The sequence below is a fragment of the Pontibacter toksunensis genome, from assembly GCF_042686245.1.
Classification (GTDB): Bacteria; Bacteroidota; Bacteroidia; order Cytophagales; family Hymenobacteraceae; genus Pontibacter; species Pontibacter toksunensis.
The window spans coordinates 336,333-356,924 of record NZ_JBHUOX010000001.1 but is presented as its reverse complement, the minus strand read 5'-3'; the positions used below and the strand labels follow the sequence as shown (position 1 = coordinate 356,924).

General features: G+C 47.6%; 17 protein-coding genes. 12 read left to right on the top strand and 5 right to left on the bottom strand.

Annotated features, from left to right (window positions below; all coding sequences use genetic code 11):
- Nucleotides 1-59 precede the first annotated feature (59 nt).
- The 4 genes from ACFS7Z_RS01585 to ACFS7Z_RS01570 all read left to right on the top strand — a co-directional run bounded on the left by ACFS7Z_RS01585 (nt 60) and on the right by ACFS7Z_RS01570 (nt 3,773).
- Entirely contained in the window at nt 60-776 is a 717-nt protein-coding gene (locus tag ACFS7Z_RS01585; protein WP_377479848.1) for an arylesterase, read from the top strand.
- Nucleotides 777-1,191: 415 nt separating this feature from the next.
- Nucleotides 1,192-1,725 (top strand): RNA polymerase sigma factor, encoded by a 534-nt coding sequence (locus ACFS7Z_RS01580; RefSeq protein ID WP_377479845.1) that lies wholly within the window; start codon nt 1,192-1,194, stop codon nt 1,723-1,725.
- An 11-nt stretch (nt 1,726-1,736) separates the two neighbouring features.
- On the top strand, nt 1,737-2,636 hold the full coding sequence (locus ACFS7Z_RS01575) for a hypothetical protein (protein ID WP_377479842.1): 900 nt from the start codon (nt 1,737-1,739) through the stop codon (nt 2,634-2,636).
- Between the two features lie 12 nt (nt 2,637-2,648).
- Nucleotides 2,649-3,773 (top strand): outer membrane beta-barrel protein, encoded by a 1,125-nt coding sequence (locus tag ACFS7Z_RS01570; protein WP_377479840.1) that lies wholly within the window; start codon nt 2,649-2,651, stop codon nt 3,771-3,773.
- Nucleotides 3,774-3,843: 70 nt separating this feature from the next.
- Here ACFS7Z_RS01570 and ACFS7Z_RS01565 read toward each other — a convergent pair whose 3' ends face one another.
- Nucleotides 3,844-4,590: a TrmH family RNA methyltransferase gene (locus ACFS7Z_RS01565; protein ID WP_377479837.1), complete on the bottom strand. Its 747-nt coding sequence runs from the start codon at nt 4,588-4,590 to the stop codon at nt 3,844-3,846.
- A 10-nt stretch (nt 4,591-4,600) separates the two neighbouring features.
- Between ACFS7Z_RS01565 and tamL the strand changes: the two genes are divergently transcribed.
- Complete coding sequence (gene tamL, locus ACFS7Z_RS01560; RefSeq protein WP_377479834.1) at nt 4,601-7,054, top strand: translocation and assembly module lipoprotein TamL; 2,454 nt, start codon at nt 4,601-4,603, stop codon at nt 7,052-7,054.
- Nucleotides 7,055-7,690: 636 nt separating this feature from the next.
- On the opposite strand, the gene ACFS7Z_RS01555 is transcribed toward tamL, so the two are convergent.
- Nucleotides 7,691-9,769 carry an alpha-ketoacid dehydrogenase subunit alpha/beta gene (locus tag ACFS7Z_RS01555; protein ID WP_377479831.1) on the bottom strand — a complete coding sequence of 693 codons (2,079 nt, stop codon included), beginning with the start codon at nt 9,767-9,769 and terminating at the stop codon, nt 7,691-7,693.
- Between the two features lie 228 nt (nt 9,770-9,997).
- Between ACFS7Z_RS01555 and hemF the strand changes: the two genes are divergently transcribed.
- The 4 genes from hemF to ACFS7Z_RS01535 are packed head-to-tail and all read left to right on the top strand — an operon-like array spanning nt 9,998 to nt 14,848.
- A complete protein-coding gene (hemF, locus tag ACFS7Z_RS01550; protein ID WP_377479828.1) occupies nt 9,998-10,897 on the top strand; it encodes an oxygen-dependent coproporphyrinogen oxidase in 900 nt (299 codons plus the stop codon).
- A 13-nt stretch (nt 10,898-10,910) separates the two neighbouring features.
- Nucleotides 10,911-11,483 carry a phosphatase PAP2 family protein gene (locus ACFS7Z_RS01545; RefSeq protein ID WP_377479825.1) on the top strand — a complete coding sequence of 191 codons (573 nt, stop codon included), beginning with the start codon at nt 10,911-10,913 and terminating at the stop codon, nt 11,481-11,483.
- 51 nt (nt 11,484-11,534) lie between these two features.
- Nucleotides 11,535-13,910, top strand: a complete 2,376-nt coding sequence (locus ACFS7Z_RS01540; protein WP_377479822.1) for a TonB-dependent receptor — start codon at nt 11,535-11,537, stop codon at nt 13,908-13,910.
- 2 nt (nt 13,911-13,912) lie between these two features.
- Nucleotides 13,913-14,848 (top strand): DUF4249 family protein, encoded by a 936-nt coding sequence (locus ACFS7Z_RS01535; RefSeq protein ID WP_377479819.1) that lies wholly within the window; start codon nt 13,913-13,915, stop codon nt 14,846-14,848.
- 68 nt (nt 14,849-14,916) lie between these two features.
- Here the strand turns inward: ACFS7Z_RS01535 and ACFS7Z_RS01530 are convergent, their stop codons facing one another.
- Entirely contained in the window at nt 14,917-15,501 is a 585-nt protein-coding gene (locus ACFS7Z_RS01530; protein ID WP_377479816.1) for a riboflavin synthase, read from the bottom strand.
- 352 nt (nt 15,502-15,853) lie between these two features.
- On the opposite strand from ACFS7Z_RS01530, the gene ACFS7Z_RS01525 reads away from it, so the two are divergent.
- From ACFS7Z_RS01525 to ACFS7Z_RS01515, 3 genes are all read left to right on the top strand, one after another.
- Nucleotides 15,854-16,513, top strand: coding sequence for a protein-L-isoaspartate(D-aspartate) O-methyltransferase (locus tag ACFS7Z_RS01525; RefSeq protein ID WP_377479813.1), 660 nt, complete (start codon nt 15,854-15,856; stop codon nt 16,511-16,513).
- A gap of 118 nt (nt 16,514-16,631) precedes the next feature.
- Nucleotides 16,632-17,177, top strand: a complete 546-nt coding sequence (locus tag ACFS7Z_RS01520; RefSeq protein ID WP_377479809.1) for an acyl-CoA thioesterase — start codon at nt 16,632-16,634, stop codon at nt 17,175-17,177.
- Between the two features lie 5 nt (nt 17,178-17,182).
- Nucleotides 17,183-17,854, top strand: coding sequence for a hypothetical protein (locus ACFS7Z_RS01515; RefSeq protein ID WP_377479807.1), 672 nt, complete (start codon nt 17,183-17,185; stop codon nt 17,852-17,854).
- Nucleotides 17,855-17,990: 136 nt separating this feature from the next.
- Here ACFS7Z_RS01515 and ACFS7Z_RS01510 read toward each other — a convergent pair whose 3' ends face one another.
- Both ACFS7Z_RS01510 and gatB read right to left on the bottom strand, forming a co-directional pair.
- Complete coding sequence (locus ACFS7Z_RS01510; protein ID WP_377479804.1) at nt 17,991-19,112, bottom strand: redoxin domain-containing protein; 1,122 nt, start codon at nt 19,110-19,112, stop codon at nt 17,991-17,993.
- 11 nt (nt 19,113-19,123) lie between these two features.
- On the bottom strand, nt 19,124-20,581 hold the full coding sequence (gatB, locus tag ACFS7Z_RS01505) for an Asp-tRNA(Asn)/Glu-tRNA(Gln) amidotransferase subunit GatB (RefSeq protein WP_377479801.1): 1,458 nt from the start codon (nt 20,579-20,581) through the stop codon (nt 19,124-19,126).
- Between the last annotated feature and the right edge of the window lie 11 nt (nt 20,582-20,592).

The following is a 20,592-nucleotide window of genomic DNA, read 5'->3' as shown; positions in this document are numbered from 1 at the left end:
TTACAGCACGTTATTAGTTTAAGCTGGCGTAGTTATAAATATAGTAAACAATAGCATTTATGAAGATTGAATATTCCTTTTTAGCAACATGTCTGGCTGGTATGCTGGCTTTAGCCGGTTGCGGTAGTGACAGCACGACCGCCCAACTGGAAACAGAGCAGGAAGCAACCACTAAGGCTGCAACAACTGAAAGGGCCAGGGCAGAAACAGATACCAAAACAATCCTGTTCTTTGGCAACAGCCTGACAGCAGGATATGGTCTGGAACCGGACCTTGCCTTTCCGGCGCTCATCCAGGAGCGGATTGATTCCCTGGATCTGCCCTATAAGGTAGTGAATGCAGGTGTCAGCGGTGAAACAACCTCGGGTGGCAAGAGCCGCATCGATTGGCTTTTAAAACAGCCTGTAGACGTTTTTGTTTTGGAACTGGGGGCAAATGACGGACTACGGGGAGTTAAAACAGAAGAGACATACAACAACCTGAAGGCTATCATTCAGAAGGTGCGAAGCAAAAACCCGGATGTAAAAGTGGTGCTGGCAGGGATGCAGATTCCGCCCAGTATGGGGCAAAAGTATACCCAGGACTTTAGAGAAGTCTACACCCGACTGGCTGCAGAAGAAAATGTAGCACTTATTCCATTTTTGCTGGAAGGTGTAGCCGGCAACCGTGAATTGAATCAGGGGGATGGTATACACCCGACGGAAGAAGGCCAGAAGATTTTAGCTGAAAACGTGTGGGATGTTTTGAAAGATGTCATACAGGAAGAGGAAGTATAAATTGCCATTCTTTTATGAAGACAAAATCAGCTTAGCTCCATAAGTAGTTAGCTGAGAAATATTGAAGATCAACATATATTTTGTACATCATAAAGGCTCCTCAATTGAAGGAGCCTTTGCTTTTTAAAGACCTAATAGCAATAGACACAAGCCTCCTTTAAACAAAACCAGTTGCAATTGCCTGCGCCTGCTTACTTAAAGTGTAAGATAGGTACAGTATATAGTAAATTATCTGAATAAAATTATGGCTGAGCATCAGCCTTTTATAGTAAAGGAGTTGGTTCAATCAAAAAAATATAAAATATTTAGATGGTCTCAGGCAACCACACCACGGGTACCTTGCATCTAAGGGGTAAAGAGCAACAGCTCAAAGATTTCGACCTAACACAGAATATTTGATAAACCTTTACAAAGCGTGACAGAAGCAGAACTGATAGGGGGATGCCAGAAGGCAGACACAAAGGCACAAAAGCTCCTGTACGAGCGCTTTGCCTCGCAGATGTACGGGGTGTGCAAACGCTATCTTAAAAATGAAATGGACGCGGAAGAAGCGCTGCTGAACGGGTTTATGAAGATCTACCAGAACATTGTTCGCTTTGAAGCGAAAGGCAGTTTCGAGGGGTGGGTTCGCCGCATCATGGTGAACGAAGCCCTGGCTTTTTTAAGAAAGAAGGAACTGCTGCACCTCGCTATCGACGACAGCCACGTACAAGTGGCTGGCACCTCAGGTGCTGATCAGGAACTGGCGGAGGAAGAACTGCTGGAACTGTTGAAATCGTTACCCGCTGGCTACAGAGCGGTTTTTAACCTGTATGCCATTGAAGGATACTCACACAAGGAAATAGCGGATATGCTCAGTATAACCGAGGGTACATCGAAGTCGCAGTTGAGCAAGGCCCGCGCCATGCTGCAGCGCCGATTAAGTGGCCAGGAAGCTGTTACCCTATAAATAAGATGACCATGAGACCAGAAGACATAGATAAGCTATTTAAGGAGCGCCTGGGGAATTCCTCTCCTACGCCTCCCTTAGATCTGTGGAGCCGCCTGCAGGACCGCATGGAAGCCGAATTGCCACAAACGGCACCACTACAGCCGAAAGAGGAAAAACACTCCTTTATGTGGGTGTACTCATCAGTGGCTGCCAGTATTTCGATGGTGCTTGCTGTTGGTGTCGTTTTCTTTAACATCAGAACCGGAACACCAGAAATTAGCCAGTCCATTGAAGAAAAAGGCCGTGTAGAGATTCAGGAAACACCTGTATACAGTGCACCAGTTCCAGAATCAATCGCGCAGGCAGAAGTAGCAACAGAAACAAATAACGAAGAAAAAAATCTTACCCCTCAGGCAACCGATGCAAACCATGCTGCATCTAATATGGCAGAAGAGGATGTTAAAAAGGAAGCCATAGCCGTAGCAACACCAAAAGCTGTACAGCAAAAAAAGGTTAAGACCTCTACAAAAAGACAACCTCAGGCGACTGCGCAGCAGGCCATCGCCATAAATTCTCAAACGGAGAGAGCCCCTGAAGTTGAAGAGACTGTGACAACGCCAGCTGTGAAGCCTGTTATGTCCAATGCCCTCGCTTCAGCTAAAGCTGACGCCAACATGAACGCAGCGCCAGTTGAGATCATCATTACACGAGCCGGAACTTCTCCAACACCAGCTGCCATGGCAGAGGCAGATGAAGCTCAAGGTGGCTTAGACAAGAAGGCAAAGCTGGCCAAAAACATCTTCAAGCAGGTCCGCAACCTCGCAAGTGGCGAAGAAGTGGAGCTCTCTGAGTTGGGTATTAATGCCGATAAAGTGGCGCTGAATACACAAATCGGCAAGCAAAAATTCTCTAAAGTAATTAATCTCTAACCCTTCAAAATCATGAAACGAATACTATTACTCATGGCCATTTTCATGGCCACCGCTACCGGTGTGTCTGCTAAAGGCGGACCTACCATAGGCCAAAGCCCCGTAAACGTACAGGATACCATCATCATCAAAATGGCCAACGGCGCCAAAATGATTCTGCAGCTACAGAACATTCAACAACTCAAAGCCTTCCAGAACTATAGCCTCGACTCGCTGATGCGGGAGCTCAACTCTTACGTGGAACGCGTAGACCAGATGGAGAACTCTAACCCAGGCTCAAAAGACATGACCGTTACCTTCAACACGTCGAAGACAGAAGATGGAACCGGGGACCAGGTAACCGTGACGGTACAGGAAACCACCCCACAAGGTGAAGTTAAAAAAGAGCGTCATGAAATCCGCATCAACAAAAATTTTAAAATTGATGTGGAAGTGGAAGACGACGGGAATAACACAAAAGTAAATGTGGATGTGCCAAATAAGGCAGAGCGCGACAGTACCCGTGCCGCCCATAAGGAGGAGAGCTACAAAGCTACGAAGATGAATTTTAATACCGATTTAGGATTCAATGCCTTCACCAGTGATGCGGCTGATATGGCAGACCTTAAGCCCTGGGGCTCCCGCTACGTGAGCCTTAACTGGCACCTAAAGTCTCGTGTGGGTGGCCGTAAAAGTCCGTTCCTGATAGTGTCAGGTCTTGAGTTTGCCTTCAACAACTATATGTTTGAAGACAATGTGGTGGTGGATGAAGTAAATAATACAACCTTTTTCCGTGAGGTGGAGGAAGTAAACTTTGAGAAGTCTAAATTGACCCATTCTTCTGTAAACGTTCCTTTAATGGCGCTGCTGGAGTTTCAGCGGGAAAACGGGAAAGACGGTTTCACCATAGGTGCCGGTCCTTTTGTAGGCTACCGCATGGGTAGCCACACCAAGTTGAAGTTCCAGGAAGGTGGCAGAACGGAAAAAGACAAAACCCGCGACTCCTTTAACCTGAGTGATTTCCAATACGGCGTGGAAGGGGTAGTTGGATACGGCGGCCTGAACTTGTTTGCGAAATACAACATGAACGACCTGTTCAAAGAAAACCGAGGACCAAAGACAAATGTGGTATCCTTCGGACTCCGGTTGTTCATGTAGAAAGTATAATTGAAAGTGACTTGAGGTAAAAGAGGAGCGGTGTAGCGCTCCTCTTTTTATTTTAGTTAAGTTAAGAGTTGCGACGAAAATTATCAATGATGATAGCTGTAGCAGTGGCTACGTTGAGAGATTCTGCCGCACCAAAGGCAGGTATCTTGATGAATTGGTTTACCTGTGCTGCTACTTCAGGGCATATTCCATTCGCCTCATTGCCCAACACCACAATACCCTCTGGCTGTAGTGTCATTTCATGCAGGCTCTCCCCAGCCAGGGAGGCACCGTAAATTTTATAATTTTTTGTATGCTGCTGCAACCATTCCGCCAGGTTCAGGTATTGCACATTAACACGTGTAAAAGAGCCCATAGTGGCGGAAATTACTTTAGAATTGTAAAAATCGGCACATGTCTCGGAGCACACAATCTGCTGAATACCATACCAATCAGCTATCCGGATGATCGTACCCAGGTTGCCCGGGTCCCGTACGTCATCCAAAGCAATAATCAGGTCGTTCTTTTGAATGTGCAAAGGGGGCAGCAGCCGCATACGTGCCACGGCCAGTGCCGCGTTGTTGCTGGAGAAAGAGCCGGCTTTTACCAGTTCCTCTTCTGAAACAACCTCAAAAGCCAAACCTGGGGGGAAGCTCTCTGAATATTGTTTTTGAAAACCATTAGTTATAAAAAGATGCTCCAGCTCAAAATCTGCATGAAGTAACTCCTGTACGCTTTTGGCTCCCTCTACCACAAAAGCCTTGTGTTGCTTCCTGTATTTTTTTATTTGCAACGATTTGATATACTTTACAACTGCTTTTGATAACATAATTCAACATTTGAAATCACGATTATACATATCTGTTCTGGTATTCACAATGTTATGCGTGCAGTCTTGTGTGCCTACCAAGTATTTAGCCGAAGATGAAAGGCTGCTGGTAGGCATTAAACCTGAAGGACTGGAAACAGTTGATCCCGCTGCCATCGAAGCACTTTACCAACAGGACCCAAATCGCTTGGTACTAGGCTCCACTCCTTACCTGGCGCTTTATAATTTTGGCAAAAAGTTTTACGACCCACAGCAGATTCAGGAGCGAATACAAAAGCAGGAAGCCAGAAAGAAGGAAAAAATAGAAGAAGCCGGCACTGACTCAGCAAAGATACAACGCCAGCGGCTAAAATTTGATGCCCGCATCGAGAGGCTGGAGGAAAGAATGAAAGAAGGCAACTTTCTGATGCAGCTTGGGGAGCCTCCCGCCATCTATGATTCTACCTTGATGGAGGAAACGATGGATCAGATTGACATTTACCTGAATGCCAAGGGTTACTTCAACCACCAGACCAGTTACCGGAAGGAAGTAAAAGATGACAAGTTCGTAACAGTCACTATTAACATAGAGGAAAATGTTCCTTACCGGTACACGGAGTTTACCTATGGCATACAGGATGATGATATACGCCAGTTGGTGCAATCTACTGCCAACCGCTCTTTGCTGCAGCTTGGTGAAAAATATGATGAGGATATTTTAACGGCAGAAAGAGACCGTATTTACACACTCCTACGCAACCGCGGCTACTTTGACTTCGCCCGTGCTTACATCGAGTTTGAGGTAGACACCTTTTCTACGCGACGAGCTGCAACCATCAAGACCATTATTCAAAACCCTGAGCAGGACTCCACGCATAGGCTGTACACGTTGAACAAAGTTTATTTTAAAACCGACGCCGACCGTTTTGGCATTCCCAGAGATACGATCCTGTACAATGGCATCCACTATGTAGCGTACAAGCACAAATTCTCACCTGAAATCCTCGATAAAAAGATTGACATTTACCCTGGCCAGCGCTACAGCCAGTTACGCACCTCCACCACACAGCGCAAATTGGCCGAGTTGGATGTGTTCCAGTTCAACAACGTGCTTTACAGTAAGCTGGAGACTACTTCTGACTCCAGCTATCTCCTGAACGCTTATATCAATGCCTTGCCGGCCAAGAAGTTTCAGGAGACAATAGAGGTAGGTTTGAACTATACTGAAAGGGTACCTGGGCCTTTTGCCAGTATCAGGCTACGCGTGCGCAATGTGTTTGGCGGAGCCGAAAACCTGGATCTGGGCTTGAGAGGTGGTATTGAGGGACAGGCGAGTTTTACTGATCCAAATAATGTCGTGCTTATCAAGGAGTTTGGCGCTGATGCGGCGTTGTCGTTCCCTGTTATCCTCTTCCCTTTCACCAACAAGAGCCTTTTATCAGAATACAGCCCAAGAACACGTATCTATTCCGGCTATACGAGCAGCGACCGCGAACAGTACACCAGAACAAGCTACCAGCTTGGCCTCGACTATATCTGGCAAATTATCAGAAACCCGCTTCGCCCACCTGTCATGCAGTTCATTTTCTCGCCGGTTAACCTGAACATTGTGCAGGGAGAGATACTGGACAATACCTTCCGGCAGAGCCTTATCAATAACAGCGAGGGCAGCAGGTCGCTGATCGAGAGCTTCTCAGATGGTATCATTTCTTTTATTGGGTTTAACTTCATCTATAACACCAACGATTTCACGCAAACCAGGAATGCAAGGTATTTCCGGACGCTCGTTGAAGTAGGTGGCTTATCGAAAGAACTGGGGCTGGACATCGGGTATAATAACCTGCAGACTTTCCAGTATGCCAAAATCAATCCTGATTACCGCCGTTACATCCCGCTGGGAAAACAACGTTATTTTGTTTACCGCCTGAGTGGAGGTGTTGCCTCTCCTATTTTTAAATCTGAGGTATTGCCTTACGAAAAGCACTTTTTTGCTGGCGGTGCCAGCAGCGTGCGTGCCTGGCAGTCGCGCCGCCTGGGCCTGGGCTCTTATGCTTCTATAAAACCTGTGGAAGTAGACAATCCGGAAGAACCGTATAGTGTGGGTGTAGAACGTGATTTTAGCTTAGAGCAGCCTGGTGAAGTACTCATAGAAGCAAATGTTGAGTACCGCTTTAATATCTTTAGTTTCCTGAATGGGGCCGTATTTGTGGATGCAGGGAATGTGTGGCTGCTGCAGGAAGACGTGAACCGCCCAAAGGCAAACTTTGAATTCAACAGGTTCTACAAAGAGCTGGCAGTAGGCACCGGCTTCGGTATACGTTTCGACCTGGCCGTTCTCATACTCCGCTTCGACCTTGCAACTAAGGTATATGACCCGGGAGGGCTCTATGGTAACCGCTTTATCCTGGATGACTTCAGGTTCTCCGACTTCTTTACCAGGAATAGCCAGAGCACCCTTCAGATTGGTATAGGCTACCCTTTCTGATTTCGCTTCTGTACAATTCGTCAGTCTTTCAAGGCAAGTGGTAGTAAAGCATCAGTTAGTCCCAGCGGGACGTTCTGTTGCTATCATGATCATCCTGAAACAGACTAATTCAAACGGATTGGCCTGTGAATGCACCACAACATGCCGCTTCGTTGGAGCTCAAAACGAAGACAGGTTTGTTTCTATTATCAAGTCGTCCGGCTGAGACTGTACGAGAGGAATAATACTACATCGAATGAAGTTTATTCTATAGGAATGCAGTTTAAGCTGCCGTAGTGGCAGTTCATACAACGGCATCAAACCTACTGTTTTATGGCAATTACGCTGTGCTCTTTAGGCCGTGGGGTCCCGTTGTGGGGAAGGGGCCATCTATAGCTCTGCTCCGGCTGCCTCTCTTTGTTTGGCACCACAACATTTGCAATAGAGGGCCCCTTCCCCCAGGCGCTCAACCAAAGACTGGAAACTGTTCCACTCCGTGCTAACGAATAGGAAAGGCTTAGTTATGGGAGGAGCTTTATGTAAATGAGTATTAAGTCAAAGAAAGAGCCTGCTCTAAAAGGGCAGCCTCTTTTTCATAGTATGGCAGTGAAATCAGTTTAATGCTTTTATCTTTCCTCTGGTTGGTTGCCTTCAACTTTAGTAGTTCAACAAATCTTCCATCGCGGCGGCAACTTTCTCTGCATTCGGCAGCATCATCTTTTCCAGCTCCACATTGAGCGGAATCGCTGGCAAATTAGCGGCACCCAAGGTATAAACCGGAGCATCCAGCTTCTGAAAGCAATCTTTCGATAAGCGTCCGGCCAGGGATTCTGCGAAAGAGTTCATCAGCGGCTCCTCAGTCAGCACCAGCGCCTTACCATGCCGCTCTACAGATGCCCGCACTGTATCATAGTCGAGTGGGTTCAGCGTGCGGAGGTCAACGATTTCAATGCTTCCTGGATATTCCTTTGATGCCGTTTTAGCCCAGTACACGCCCATGCCATAGGTAATGACGGCCATACTGTTGCCCATGCGCACTTCCTGCTCATCAGCCTGCTGCACAATGCTCGCCTTGCCGAGTGGTAGGATGTAATCAGCGTCAGGTTCTGCTGTTTTAGCGTCTTCGGTGCCCGGCACTTTAGACCAGTAAATGCCTTTGTGCTCCAGCATTACTACGGGGTTCGGGTCCAGGAAAGCGGCTTTCATCAAGCCCTTCATATCAGCCGCATTGCTAGGGAAGACCACTTTAATGCCTCGGATATTCAGCAGCGTAGACTCTATACTTCCGGAATGGTAAGGCCCGCCCCCACCGTAAGCTCCTATAGGCACCCTGATAAGGGACTGCACAGGAAACTGCCCCATAGAGAGGTAGCAGCTTTTTGACAGCTCCTCTACAAGCTGGTTAATGCCAGGCCAGATATAGTCGGCAAATTGGATCTCAACTATGGCTTTGGCTCCCACGGCCGACATACCGGCCGTAGAGCCGACGATGTATGCTTCCTGTATCGGTGTATTAAAAACACGTGCATCGCCATACTTCTTGGCCAGCAAGGCAGCCTCCCGGAACACACCTCCCAGTTCTCCTCCCACATCCTGGCCATAGAACAGTGCCTCCGGATACGTTTTAAGGATATCATCTACTGCATGCAGGGCGGCATCTACCATGGTTACTTTTTCAGCACCAGCAGGGCTGCGTTCGCCTTTTTCTTCTGTTACAGGTGTGGGTGCAAATTCATGCTGATCAAAAGTAGTTGGATCAGGAGTTGGGGCATTCAGGGCTTTTTGATAATCCTGTGCCACGTTTTCTTTTGCCTCCTGCTCCAGTGCCTCTATTTCATCTTCAGAAACATCCGCTTCTAAAAGTGTCTGGCGCAGTTGCGGGATAGGGTCGTTTATTTCCTGCTGCTTCAGGTTATCACCTCTGTACCACTCACGGCGCACGCCGGAGGTATGGTGGCCCAGGAGCGGAACTTTTGCATGCACCAGCACCGGTCTACGCACTTTTCGAGCATATTCAAATGCCACGCGCATTCCTTCGTAAGCCTCTTCAAAATCGGAACCGTTAACGCGCAAGCGCTCCATCCCTTTAAAACCAGCGGCAAATTCATAGGCGTCCATAGAACGCATTTCCCTGCCAGTGGCCGAAATGCCCCAGTCGTTGTCCTGCACCAGGTACACAATCGGCAGGTCCTTCAGCACTGCCATTTGGAAAGCTTCTGACACCTCTCCTTCCGTTACAGCACCATCTCCTATAGAGCAAAGCACCACAGGCTTCTCCTCGCCCTGCAACAGCCCCTGCCCTTCCAGGTAAGAAACAGCATGCGCCATACCTGTAGCCGGAATAGCCTGCATGCCGGTGGCAGAGCTTTGATGCGGAATGGTCGGGAAGCCGTCTCTTTTCATAGATGGGTGACCGTAGTATGTGCGTCCTCCTGAAAAAGGATCATCGGCTTTGGCCATGAGCTGCAGCATGAGCTCGTAGGGCTGCAGCCCTATGCCCAGCAGCATAGAATCATCGCGGTAGTAGAGGGCGGCGTAATCGTAAGGCTGTAGCTGGAAAGCGGCCGCCAGTTGAATGGCTTCATGTCCGCGGGACGTGCTGTGCACATACTTGCTACAGATCGCTTTGTTATCTTCGTAAGTGTCTGCCATGGTTTTGGCAGTTATCATGAGTCGGAAAGCTTTTTTTAAGAGATCAACGTCCAGCTTTACCTCTTCAAAGGAATCTTTTACCATAATCTTGTGTGGGTTTGCCCGAATTTACAAATTTCCGGTCTCTTCCTAAAATTTGCCTCTTGCTTCGGTTGTACGCAATACATTTGGTAATTTTACCCCAGATGAAGCTCTAAAAGCTAAGCTTCTGATTTTCATCAGGTAAAATTTACCCTTGATTCATATGGGCTTGCTAGCCGGTATATATACAGGGTGCTCAAGTGTTTGTTTTACATTCTGTAGCTATATAACATGTTCAGAGAAGAAGTAGAGGCGTTCATGCGCCAGTTTCAGAAAGACCTTTACCAAGCCTTAGAGACCTGTGACGGTGGTGCTACCTTCAGTGCTGACGAATGGCAGCATGAGAGTGGCGGAGGCGGCATTTCACGTGTAATAGAGGGCGGCTCTGTGCTGGAGAAAGGCGGCGTTAATTTCTCTGCTGTGGAAGGAGAGCTTTCCCCTGCTTTCATGAAAATGCTGCTGATGCCGGACCCAAACTATTTTGCAACAGGTGTTTCGGTCGTGATGCACCCGCACAGCCCCATGGTACCCATCACGCATATGAATGTGCGCTACTTTGAAGCAGGAGATGGGCAAGCCTGGTTTGGCGGCGGCATAGACCTTACGCCTATTTACCTGGACAAGAAACAGGCAAAGCAGTTTCATGAGCAGATGAAGGCGGTATGTGAAAAGCACCATCCTTCTTATTACCCGGAGTTCAAGAAGTGGGCCGACGATTATTTTTACAACGAGCACCGGGAGGAAACGCGTGGTGTGGGAGGCATTTTCTTTGATAGGTTATCGGCGAACGAAGAATTCACCATTCAGGAACGCTTTGCCTTTGTACAGGATGTGGCTTATGCTTTTATTCCATTCTATACTTCCATCATGAACCAGAACCGTGACCTACCTTATGGGGAGCGGGAGAAGCAATGGCAGTTGCTGCGCCGTGGCCGATACGTGGAGTTTAATCTGGTGTATGACCGGGGCACCAAGTTCGGCCTGCTCACAAAAGGGCGCATTGAATCGATTCTGATGAGCCTGCCTACCCACGCCTCCTGGATTTATAACTTTAAACCAGAGGCTGGTAGCCCGGAAGAAGAGACGCAGGCTTACCTGAAGAAGGAAATTGATTGGCTACAGGTGCAATAGAAAATAGAAGTAGATGGAAGAACTGGAGCAACTCGACCAGGACCTTTTTGTGTACCTCAACGACATGCAGAGCCCATTCTGGGACGGTGTGATGGTGTTTGTTTCGAACAAGTACGTCTGGATTCCCTTTTACCTGGGTCTAATCGTTTACTTGGTGTGGCGCTACCGGAAACAGAGCATCCCGATGCTGCTGCTGGCCATTGTGGCCGTGGGCCTGGCTGATTTTGTTGCCTCCGGTATATTCAAACCATTCTTCGCGCGCCTCCGCCCTTGCCACGACCCGGAGCTTTCTGCTGTGGTGAACATTGTGAAAGGTTGCGGCGGGAGGTTCGGGTTTATGTCTTCACATGCCTCCACAGGCTTTGCCCTGGCTGTGTTCTTCAACCTGATTCTCTCAGACCGGTACCTAGTATTTAAAATTGTGCTGGTGGTCTGGGCAGTGGTGGTTTCTTACAGTCGGATTTACCTGGGCGTGCACTACCCCGGAGATACAATTGGAGGCGCTTTACTGGGTGCCTTCCTGGCTTATTGTTGTTCGCTCGGCTACACCATTCTTTTGAACAAATATCCTTCGCTGGTGCGTTAAACCTTTGAGGCCATAGGCTGTTCTTTGAGGGATTTACACATAGCAACAGGTTTGCGACGAATTAATATTATTTTCATTTCTCTTTTTCTGCTGCTTATTGCTCTGGCTCCCGCATCAGCACAGGAGAATTACAGGCTATCCGGACGGGTAACTGATGCCCAGACAGGCGAAGGACTGGCAGGAGCCTCCATATCCCTGCAGGAACGCAGTAACCTGGGTGCGATTACAGCGGCTGATGGACGTTTTATGCTGCTTGCACCTGCTGGCACCTATACCGTTTTAGCGAAGTCTATTGGTTACGATGAAGCAAAGCAGCTCTTGCAACTGAACCAGAACAGCCAGCTTACTTTTAAACTCACACCAACCACTTATGGCGTGCAGGAAGTGGAAGTTGTGGCTGAACGGCAGCAGCCCATCACAGAAACGGCAACAATGGGGCAGTTGGAACTGCCTATGGAAACTATAAAAACACTTCCTGTTCTTTTTGGGGAGCTGGATATTCTGAAAACAGTGCAGCTGCTGCCGGGCGTACAGTCGGGTGGTGAAGGCAATACCGGCTTTTATGTGCGTGGCGGAGGTGCCGACCAGAACCTCGTGCTGCTGGACAACGCGACTGTTTACAACCCCGGCCACCTCTTTAACTTCTTTTCGGTGTTCAACAGCGATGCCATTTCTAATACTACGCTAATAAAAGGGAATATGCCCGCCCGCTACGGTGGCCGCCTCTCTTCTGTGCTGGATATCGAAATGAAAGAAGGCGATGTGACAGATTATAGCGCGGAAGGTGGCATTGGTTTGATTGCTTCCCGGCTGACGGTGCAGGGGCCAATAATCAAACAAAAAGCTTCCTTTATCTTTTCCGGGCGCCGCACTTATGTTGACGCCCTATTCAACCCCGTCCTTAAAAATACAGAGCAAGGCGGTATTCCCTTCCGCTTTTATGACCTGAATGGAAAGCTAACTTATACTTTATCAGATAAGGACAAGCTTACGTTGAGTGGCTACTATGGACGCGACATCGGGAATCTGAAATTATCCGATGGTCGTTTCACCTCTCAGTTTTCCTGGGGAAACGCCACCGCCACCGCCCGCTGGAACCACGTGTTCAACAATAAGATGTTCATGAATGTATCGGGTGTGCTCAGCAACTACAAGTTCGAGTTTAACTGGGACTATGGGGGGTATAACACCGTGCTGCAGACAGGTGTGGAGGACTATAGCCTGAACATCGATTTTGATTATACTCCGTCTGTACGGCATCACCTGCAGTATGGTGTGCAGTATACGAACCATACCCTTCGCCCTCGTACCGGCGAGGCAGAGGGCGAAGCAGGTGAATTGTTCGGCACCACCCGGATATTACCAAAATATGGCCATGAAACTGGGTTTTATGTATCAGATGATTGGAACGTGACGGATAAGCTGTTGTTGAATTTGGGGCTGCGCAACAGCTATTTTATGCAGGTGGGCCCATTCAATTACTACAACTTTAACCAAAACAACGTCGTGACTGACTCCACCCGGTATGGAAGTGGCGATAAAGTTAAAACATACCAGACGTGGGAGCCCAGGGCATCTGCAAGATATACGCTAGATGAACTGTCTTCCGTTAAAGCTGGGTTTGCCCGTTCTGCACAATACCTGCACCTGGTCTCTAACGCCTACACTACCCTTCCGCTGGATGTGTGGGTGCCCAGTTCTGCCATCGTAAAACCACAATATGCCACACAGTTTGCAGTAGGCTATTTCAGGAGCATGGCGCAAAATCAATATGAAGGATCAGTGGAAGTATACTACAAAGACCTTGAAAACCAGTTAGAGTACCGCGAAGGGTTTGCTCCAGGCCCCAGCAACCGCGATCTGGAGTATGAGTTTGTGAGCGGAAGCGGAAAGTCTTATGGCATTGAGTTGTTCCTGCGCAAGAACTATGGCAATTTACAGGGCTGGATTGGTTATACTTTATCGAAAACAACACGCCAATTTCCGAAACTGAACAACGGAGCTGAGTTTCCGGCCCGTTTCGACCGCCGCCACGACTTGTCGGTGGTGAGCAGCTACAAGTTAAACAACCGCTGGACCTTTGGTGGCACGTTCGTCTTTGGCACCGGACAGGCTACTACCCTGCCGCTGCGGCGCTACTACCTGGAAGGAACGGTGAATTACCAGTATGGCAACCGCAACAGCTTCCGGATGCAACCGACACACCGCCTCGATTTGTCGGCAACATTGGAAGGAAAGGCACTAGAAAAAATTAAATCAAGCTGGACATTCTCCATCTACAACGTGTACGGGAGGCGAAATCCCTTCCTGTACTACGTTGACAACGAAGGAAGCGTCACAAACCAAAATGTGAGACTGCAGGCGAAGAAGATTTCTATCATCCCATTCCCGCTGCCTGCTGTTACCTGGAACTTTAGCTGGAAATAAGTATGAAAACACGACACTACTTTTGTGCTTTCTTGATGCTCCTGCTATTGGTAAGCTGTGAGCAGGATCTGAATTTGATACTTCCTGAAGGAGAAGAGAAAATAGTAGTTGAAGGGCATATTGAACAAGGTGCGCCACCCATTATTGTGCTTACGCGGTCGGTACCGGTTTTCTCAGACCTGACCCTGGAAGCACTGGAGCAAAGCTTTGTGCACGATGCGCAGGTAACGGTGACAAACAACGGGCAAACCTATAACTTAACAGAAGTAGCCTCTCCGGCATTTTCAGAAGAGTTGAGCAATGTGGTGAGTCTGCAGTTTGGCATTCCGGTGGAGCAGCTGAGGCGCAACAGCGGGTTCTTGTTTTATGTGTATACCACCGATGCACTGTTAGGTGAAACAGGTCAAAGTTATGCCTTGCGCATCAGTGAGGAAGGTCGTGTGCTTACTGCAACGACTACCATACCGCAGCTCAACCCACTCGATTCGCTCTGGACAGAGCCCCACCCTGATCCGAAACAGGACAGCCTACGGGTGCTGTACTATAGTTACACGGACCCAGACACGTTAGGAAACAGCATACGTTACTTTACAAAGCGCAACAACGAGCCCTTTTTTCCTGGTTTATTTACTTCTGTTTTCAACGATGAACTGGTAAACGGAAGAAGGATCTCTTTCCCACTGGACCGTGGAGAGCCAAAAGGTCAGGCAGAAGTAGATGTGGATCTGTACAGTTACTTTGGCGTAGGTGACACAGTGATAGTCCGCTGGGCCGCTATCGACCTCCCACACTACCGTTTTTGGTATAGCTTAGAGAATGAACAGAATAGCAACGGCAGTCCGATCGGCACCCCCAACATCACCCAGTCTAACATACAGGGAGGCCTCGGCATCTGGGGTGGCTACGGTGTTTCTTACCACAGGATTGTAATTAGATGAGAGGTAAGTAACAACAGAGGAAAAAAGAGTTAAACATCTCTTTCTTCCTCTTCTTAACCTATTCTATTCTATTTTCCCAGCAGCCGCGCCACGTACTTGCCGATGATGTCAAACTCCAGGTTTACTGTTTCTCCTGGCTTCACGTGTTTCAGGTTTGTGTGCTCATAGGTATAGGGTATAATCGCTACTGAGAAAGCATCCTCCTTAGAGTTCAATACCGTCAGGCTAATACCATTCACACAAATAGACCCTTTTTCTACTGTCACATTCCCTTTGCTGGGTGTATACCTGAAGGTATACACCCAGCTTCCGTTCTCATCTTCTACTGATTCACAAACAGCGGTCTGGTCTACGTGCCCTTGCACCACGTGTCCGTCGAAACGGCCATTGGCCTGCATGCAGCGCTCCAAGTTAACGATATCTCCTTCCTGCAAGCTGTTCATGTTTGTTTTCTGCAGTGTCTCGTCTATGGCTGTCACGGTATAGGCATCCCCTTCTATACCTACCACGGTCAGGCAGACGCCATTGTGCGCCACGCTCTGGTCAATTTTTAATTCATTTGTGAAAGGGGACGTGATGGTATAATGCTTATTCGTGTTCTCCTCCCGGATTTTGGTCACACGTCCTAATGTTTCTATGATTCCTGTAAACATGTTGCTGTTTTAATTTGATTACTGGCCGCCCCTGTTTTGACTACCTATGGGGTTAGTTTAGGCTGGTATTTTTATTTAGCAAATACTTGAAGTTGACTTCGCCGCTGTTTTGTGTTTTCATCATCAGCTAATTAACCAAGAAGCATGCTAAACTTTATGGCTGTACATCAACTCGATTTGAACCTCCACAAAATTAGCTTTTTTCACCGGCTAATGCTCCCCCGCCACCTTTTTTCAGAAGTTAAAGTATGATTAAAGGAGAGTTTTTAAAGCGCTATGCTTAAATTCGCAAAGCTGTGTGTGATACAGCAAAGCATTTCTCCACTTCATTACCACTATAAATAAACTTTAAATGGAAGCAGATTCGTACAGACACAAGGGCATGCGCCGGGCATTAATCAAAATTTTGCAACAAAAAGGTATTCGCGATCCGCGTGTGCTGGCTGCCATTGAGGCTGTACCAAGACATTATTTTTTTGAAAAAGCGTTCCTGGAGCAGGCTTACCAAGACAAAGCTTTTCCGATTGGGGAAGGACAAACTATTTCACAGCCATACACCGTGGCTTTTCAAACAGAACTGCTGAACCTGAAACCGACGGACAAAGTTCTGGAGATAGGCACTGGCTCCGGTTACCAATGCTCTGTACTGTTGCAGCTAACACCTCATGTGTATACCATAGAATACAACCGCGTGCTGTATGAGAAGGCGCTTCTTTTTTTTAAGAAGTATGGCCTTAAGCCAAATGCTTTTCATGGTGATGGCTCAGAAGGCCTTACAGCCCATGCGCCTTACGATAAGATAATTGTGACTGCTGGTGCTCCGGGTGTGCCAAAAAGCCTGGTCCGGCAGTTGAGTGTGGGAGGTTCATTGGTTATACCGGTGGGGAATGAAAAGAGCCAGAAAATGATGCGTATTACCCAGGTGGCGCCCAATGAATTTACGAAAGAGGCATTCAGCAGCTTTAAGTTTGTGCCACTATTAGGGAAGTCGGGGTGGGAAGCAGAAATATAGTGATGCTCTTGGCTCATGGATGTGCCTTTCGCTACAGCACTTTGCTCACACTGTTGAATTATATTTCCTCCTTTGTTTTCCTGCGCGTATCTTTGCGGCATCAAACAAGCATAACATAATGCGCAAATCCAAAAAAGTACAAGACTCATACGTCATCATGACAGAGCTGGTGTTGCCCAACGACACCAATACCCTACATAACCTGATGGGCGGCCGCATGATGCACTGGATGGACATTGTTTCAGCCATTTCCGCACAGCGGCACTCGAACCGAATAGTAGTAACTGCTTCTGTAGACAATGTTTCTTTCTCAGAAAGTATTAAACTTGGCAACGTGGTAACACTGGAGGCTAAGGTAACCCGCGCCTTCAACTCCTCTATGGAAGTACACATTGTGGTGTATGCCGAGGATATTCCAAGCGGTAAGAAAGTAATGTCGAACCAGGCTTTTTTTACCTTTGTTGCTGTAGACCAGTTAGGGAATCCCATCGATGTGCCGGAAGCTATACCAGAAACAGAGGAAGAGATAAAGCTTTATGATGGTGCATTGCGCCGTCGACAGTTGCGCCTGGTTTTAGCTGGCCGCATGAAGCCTACTGAGGCGAAGGAATTAAAATCCATCTTCGAAATTAAGGAAGATGCGCAGGGTATAGACAAAGTATAAAATGTATGGCAGGTCTACAGGCAGATAACATGCATCCGGAATTCCTCCGGAATTTCATCTCCGAAACCGTTTACCTGGTGGATGGTGATACCTTTATGCCTGCACCTGTTTCTTCAGCAGCGGTTGATGAGACACCTCAAGCTGATAAAAAGCCTGCTCCTAAACCAGCACCTGATAAACCTAAGGCTGAGGCACATGTGAGGAACCTGATAACTGAACATTCCCCTGTAGCTACGCCACATATTCCTAAGTCGCCGGATGCAGCTGCTGCAGTAGCACATGCAGCTGTAAGGTACAAAGTTGCCGGAGCCAACGCCAAAGGAATAGTAGTGCTGGTAACCTTGCCTGACGATGAATTCGACAGGCTGCCGCAGTTGCAGTTCCTGCAAAAGATTTTAGCGGCTATCGGACTACATCCTGGAGATGTGGCATACGTGAATAACAAAACAGGAACCACTGCCCTTTTTGAAGAACTGCAGCAGGCAATACATGTAAATTATATCATCAGCTTTGCCAGCCGACTGGAAACCTCACTGCCGCATGACAAGTTTACGCTGTACCACCCGGTGATGATAAGTGATGTGCCAGTTGTATTTTCTCAGGCACTCTCTATACTGGAAAAAGATACGGAGCATAAGAAAAAGCTTTGGGGAGCCTTGCAGCAGGTATTCTTATAGAGTATAAAGTAAAACAAGAGTTTTCTCTCTTAAAACTTAAACAAAAGCATAATGTTTAAAAAGCAGCTGCCTTTCCGATATGGAAAGGCAGCTGCTTTTTATGTTCGAGAGGTGTCTCTTAATAGGGGCCAAAGAATTAGTTTAGTAAGGAAGCCAGCTTTTGCTCCAATTCAGGGCCTCTCAAACCTTTCGCTATAATTTTACCTTGTGGGTCAACGAGCACAGTCTGTGGAATGGCGGTTACATTGTACAAAGAGGCTGCACTGCTTTGCCAACCCTGCAAATCAGAAACGTGTGGCCAGGTGAGTTTGTCTTTCTCGATTGCCTGCAGCCACTTTTCTCTCGACTGGTCAAGGGATACACCAAATATTTCAAATCCTTCACCCTTGTTTTTGTACTCATTGTACATCCTCACCACATTCGGATTCTCCTGGCGGCAAGGACCACACCAGCTGGCCCAGAAGTCAATCAACACATACTTTCCTCGTAGTGAGGAAAGGGACTTAGAGCCACCATCTGGTGTAGGCAAAGAAATATCCGGAGCTGTCTGGCCAATCGCTGTGCTGCGGAAAGGCTTCAGGCGCTCATTTAGCAGCGTAGTATATTTAGAATTTGGGATGTTCTGGTTGAACAAGGTCGACATACTATCCGCGAAGGCAAAGTCATTGTTCGGGTCAACAAGGCTTGCTGTACCGAAAGCGGCAACAACTGAAGAAGGATGCTGCGCAATAAAATTCTTCACCTGGTTTTGCAGCACCATAAACTCCTGACGAACCTGTTCTGCCTGCTCAGTTTTACCCTCCTGCATGGCCTTCTTGAACTGCTCTTCCAGTTCCATCTGCTTCCTTCGGGTGTCATTCACAAGTTGGTTTAGCTCCAGAAACAACTTGGTATCTTCGGAACCTTCCACTTTGGCTGTACCGTTCAGGTCTTTTGCATCCGCTACGACATTGATCTCTCCTTTGTCCAGCACCAGCATCAATCCATTTTGCTGGTCTGTTGCAATCCGGTAGAATGTTGGCTCTGCTACAGTTCCTTCAAAAGAGAAAGTACCATCCTGAGATACCTGTGCTGTATCACGCGCCTCAAACTGCACTTCTCCTAGCTCATAAAGATAAATAGGGCCAGCAGCAGCATTGTTCAACTTTCCTTTGATGGTATAGCTGTTCTCTCCGCTGTTAGAGGCAGTTTTATTTCCCTGGCAACCAGCTAATACAACAACAGCCGAGGCAATTGCCGCAATGTTTCTCAACTTCATATACGTTGGCATTAAGCATTTAAACTTTCACGAAGCAGCTTGTTTGCTACTTTAGGGTCTGCCTTTCCTTTCGTCTTCTTCATTATCTCACCCATAAACATACCAATGAGCGACTGCTTTCCTGCTTTATATTCCTCTACCTTCGCAGGGTTTTCAGAAAGTACGCCCTGTACAATCTGGCCTAGTTCATCAGAATCAGACTCTTGCAGCAGGTTCTGCTCTTCGGCCACCTGCTGTGCTGTAGTAGCAGGATGCTCCAGCATGTATGGGAAAATCTGCTTGGAAGCGATGGAATGGCTTACCTTGTTCTCATCTACTAAAGAGATTATCTGCGCAATTTGTTCCGGCGCAAGCGGAAAGTCTCTCATGTGCAGCTGTAACTCGTTCAGATAAGATTTTACAGGGCCCATCATCCAGTTAGAAGCTGCCTTGTAGTTCGTGGTGTGGTTGCACAGTTCCTCAAAGTATAAAGCTATGCCTTTCTCGTCTGTCAGTACGGCAGCATCATATTCTGGCAGACCAAACTCACCCACAAAACGCGCATAAAGCTTCTGCGGCAGGCTCGGCATTCCTATTTTTATTTCTTCCAGCCATTCTTTTTCTATTACCAAAGGTGGAAGGTCTGGCTCTGGGAAGTAGCGGTAATCGTTCATAGTTTCCTTAGAACGCTGGGCAGTGGTGGTACCGGAGTTAGCGTCAAAGCCACGCGTTTCTCCCTCAACCTTTTCACCTCGCTCCAGGATGGCTATCTGGCGCTCTATTTCATGTTCTATTGCCCTTTGCACGTTTCGGAAGGAGTTCATGTTCTTTACTTCTACTTTCGTACCAAATATCTTGGAGCCTTTCAGCATCACCGAAACATTGGCATCGCAGCGTAAAGAACCTTCCTCCATATTACCATCGCAAATTTCGAGGTATTCTACCAGCCGCTTTATTTCTGTGAGGTAGTTGTAGGCTTCAACAGAATCCCTGATATCCGGCTCCGACACTATTTCTATCAGAGGAACACCAGCACGGTTCAGGTCCACAAGGGTTTCTACCTCTCCCGGCAAGTGAATCGATTTACCGGCATCTTCCTCCATGTGAATACGCGTGATACCGATGCGCTTGTCCTCGTTCTCTGCATTCTTCACCACCAGATGGCCATGGGTACAGACCGGAGTTTTATCTTGTGTAATCTGGTAGCCCTTTGGAAGGTCCGGGTAGAAATAATTCTTTCTCGCGAAAAGGTTGTAGCGTGTAATATCGCAGTTCGTGGCAAGACCCATTTTAATGGCCATTTCCACTACCTTTTTGTTGATGCGTGGTAATGTACCGGGATGGCCCAAAGTAATCACACTCAGGTTGGTGTTCGGCAGCATGCCATACTCTGTAGAGTCTGCAGCATACGCTTTGCTCTCTGTCAGGAGCTGAGCGTGCACTTCTAAACCAATTACTGCCTGATACTTATCTTTTATTTCTTTATCCATCTGTTTAAGTA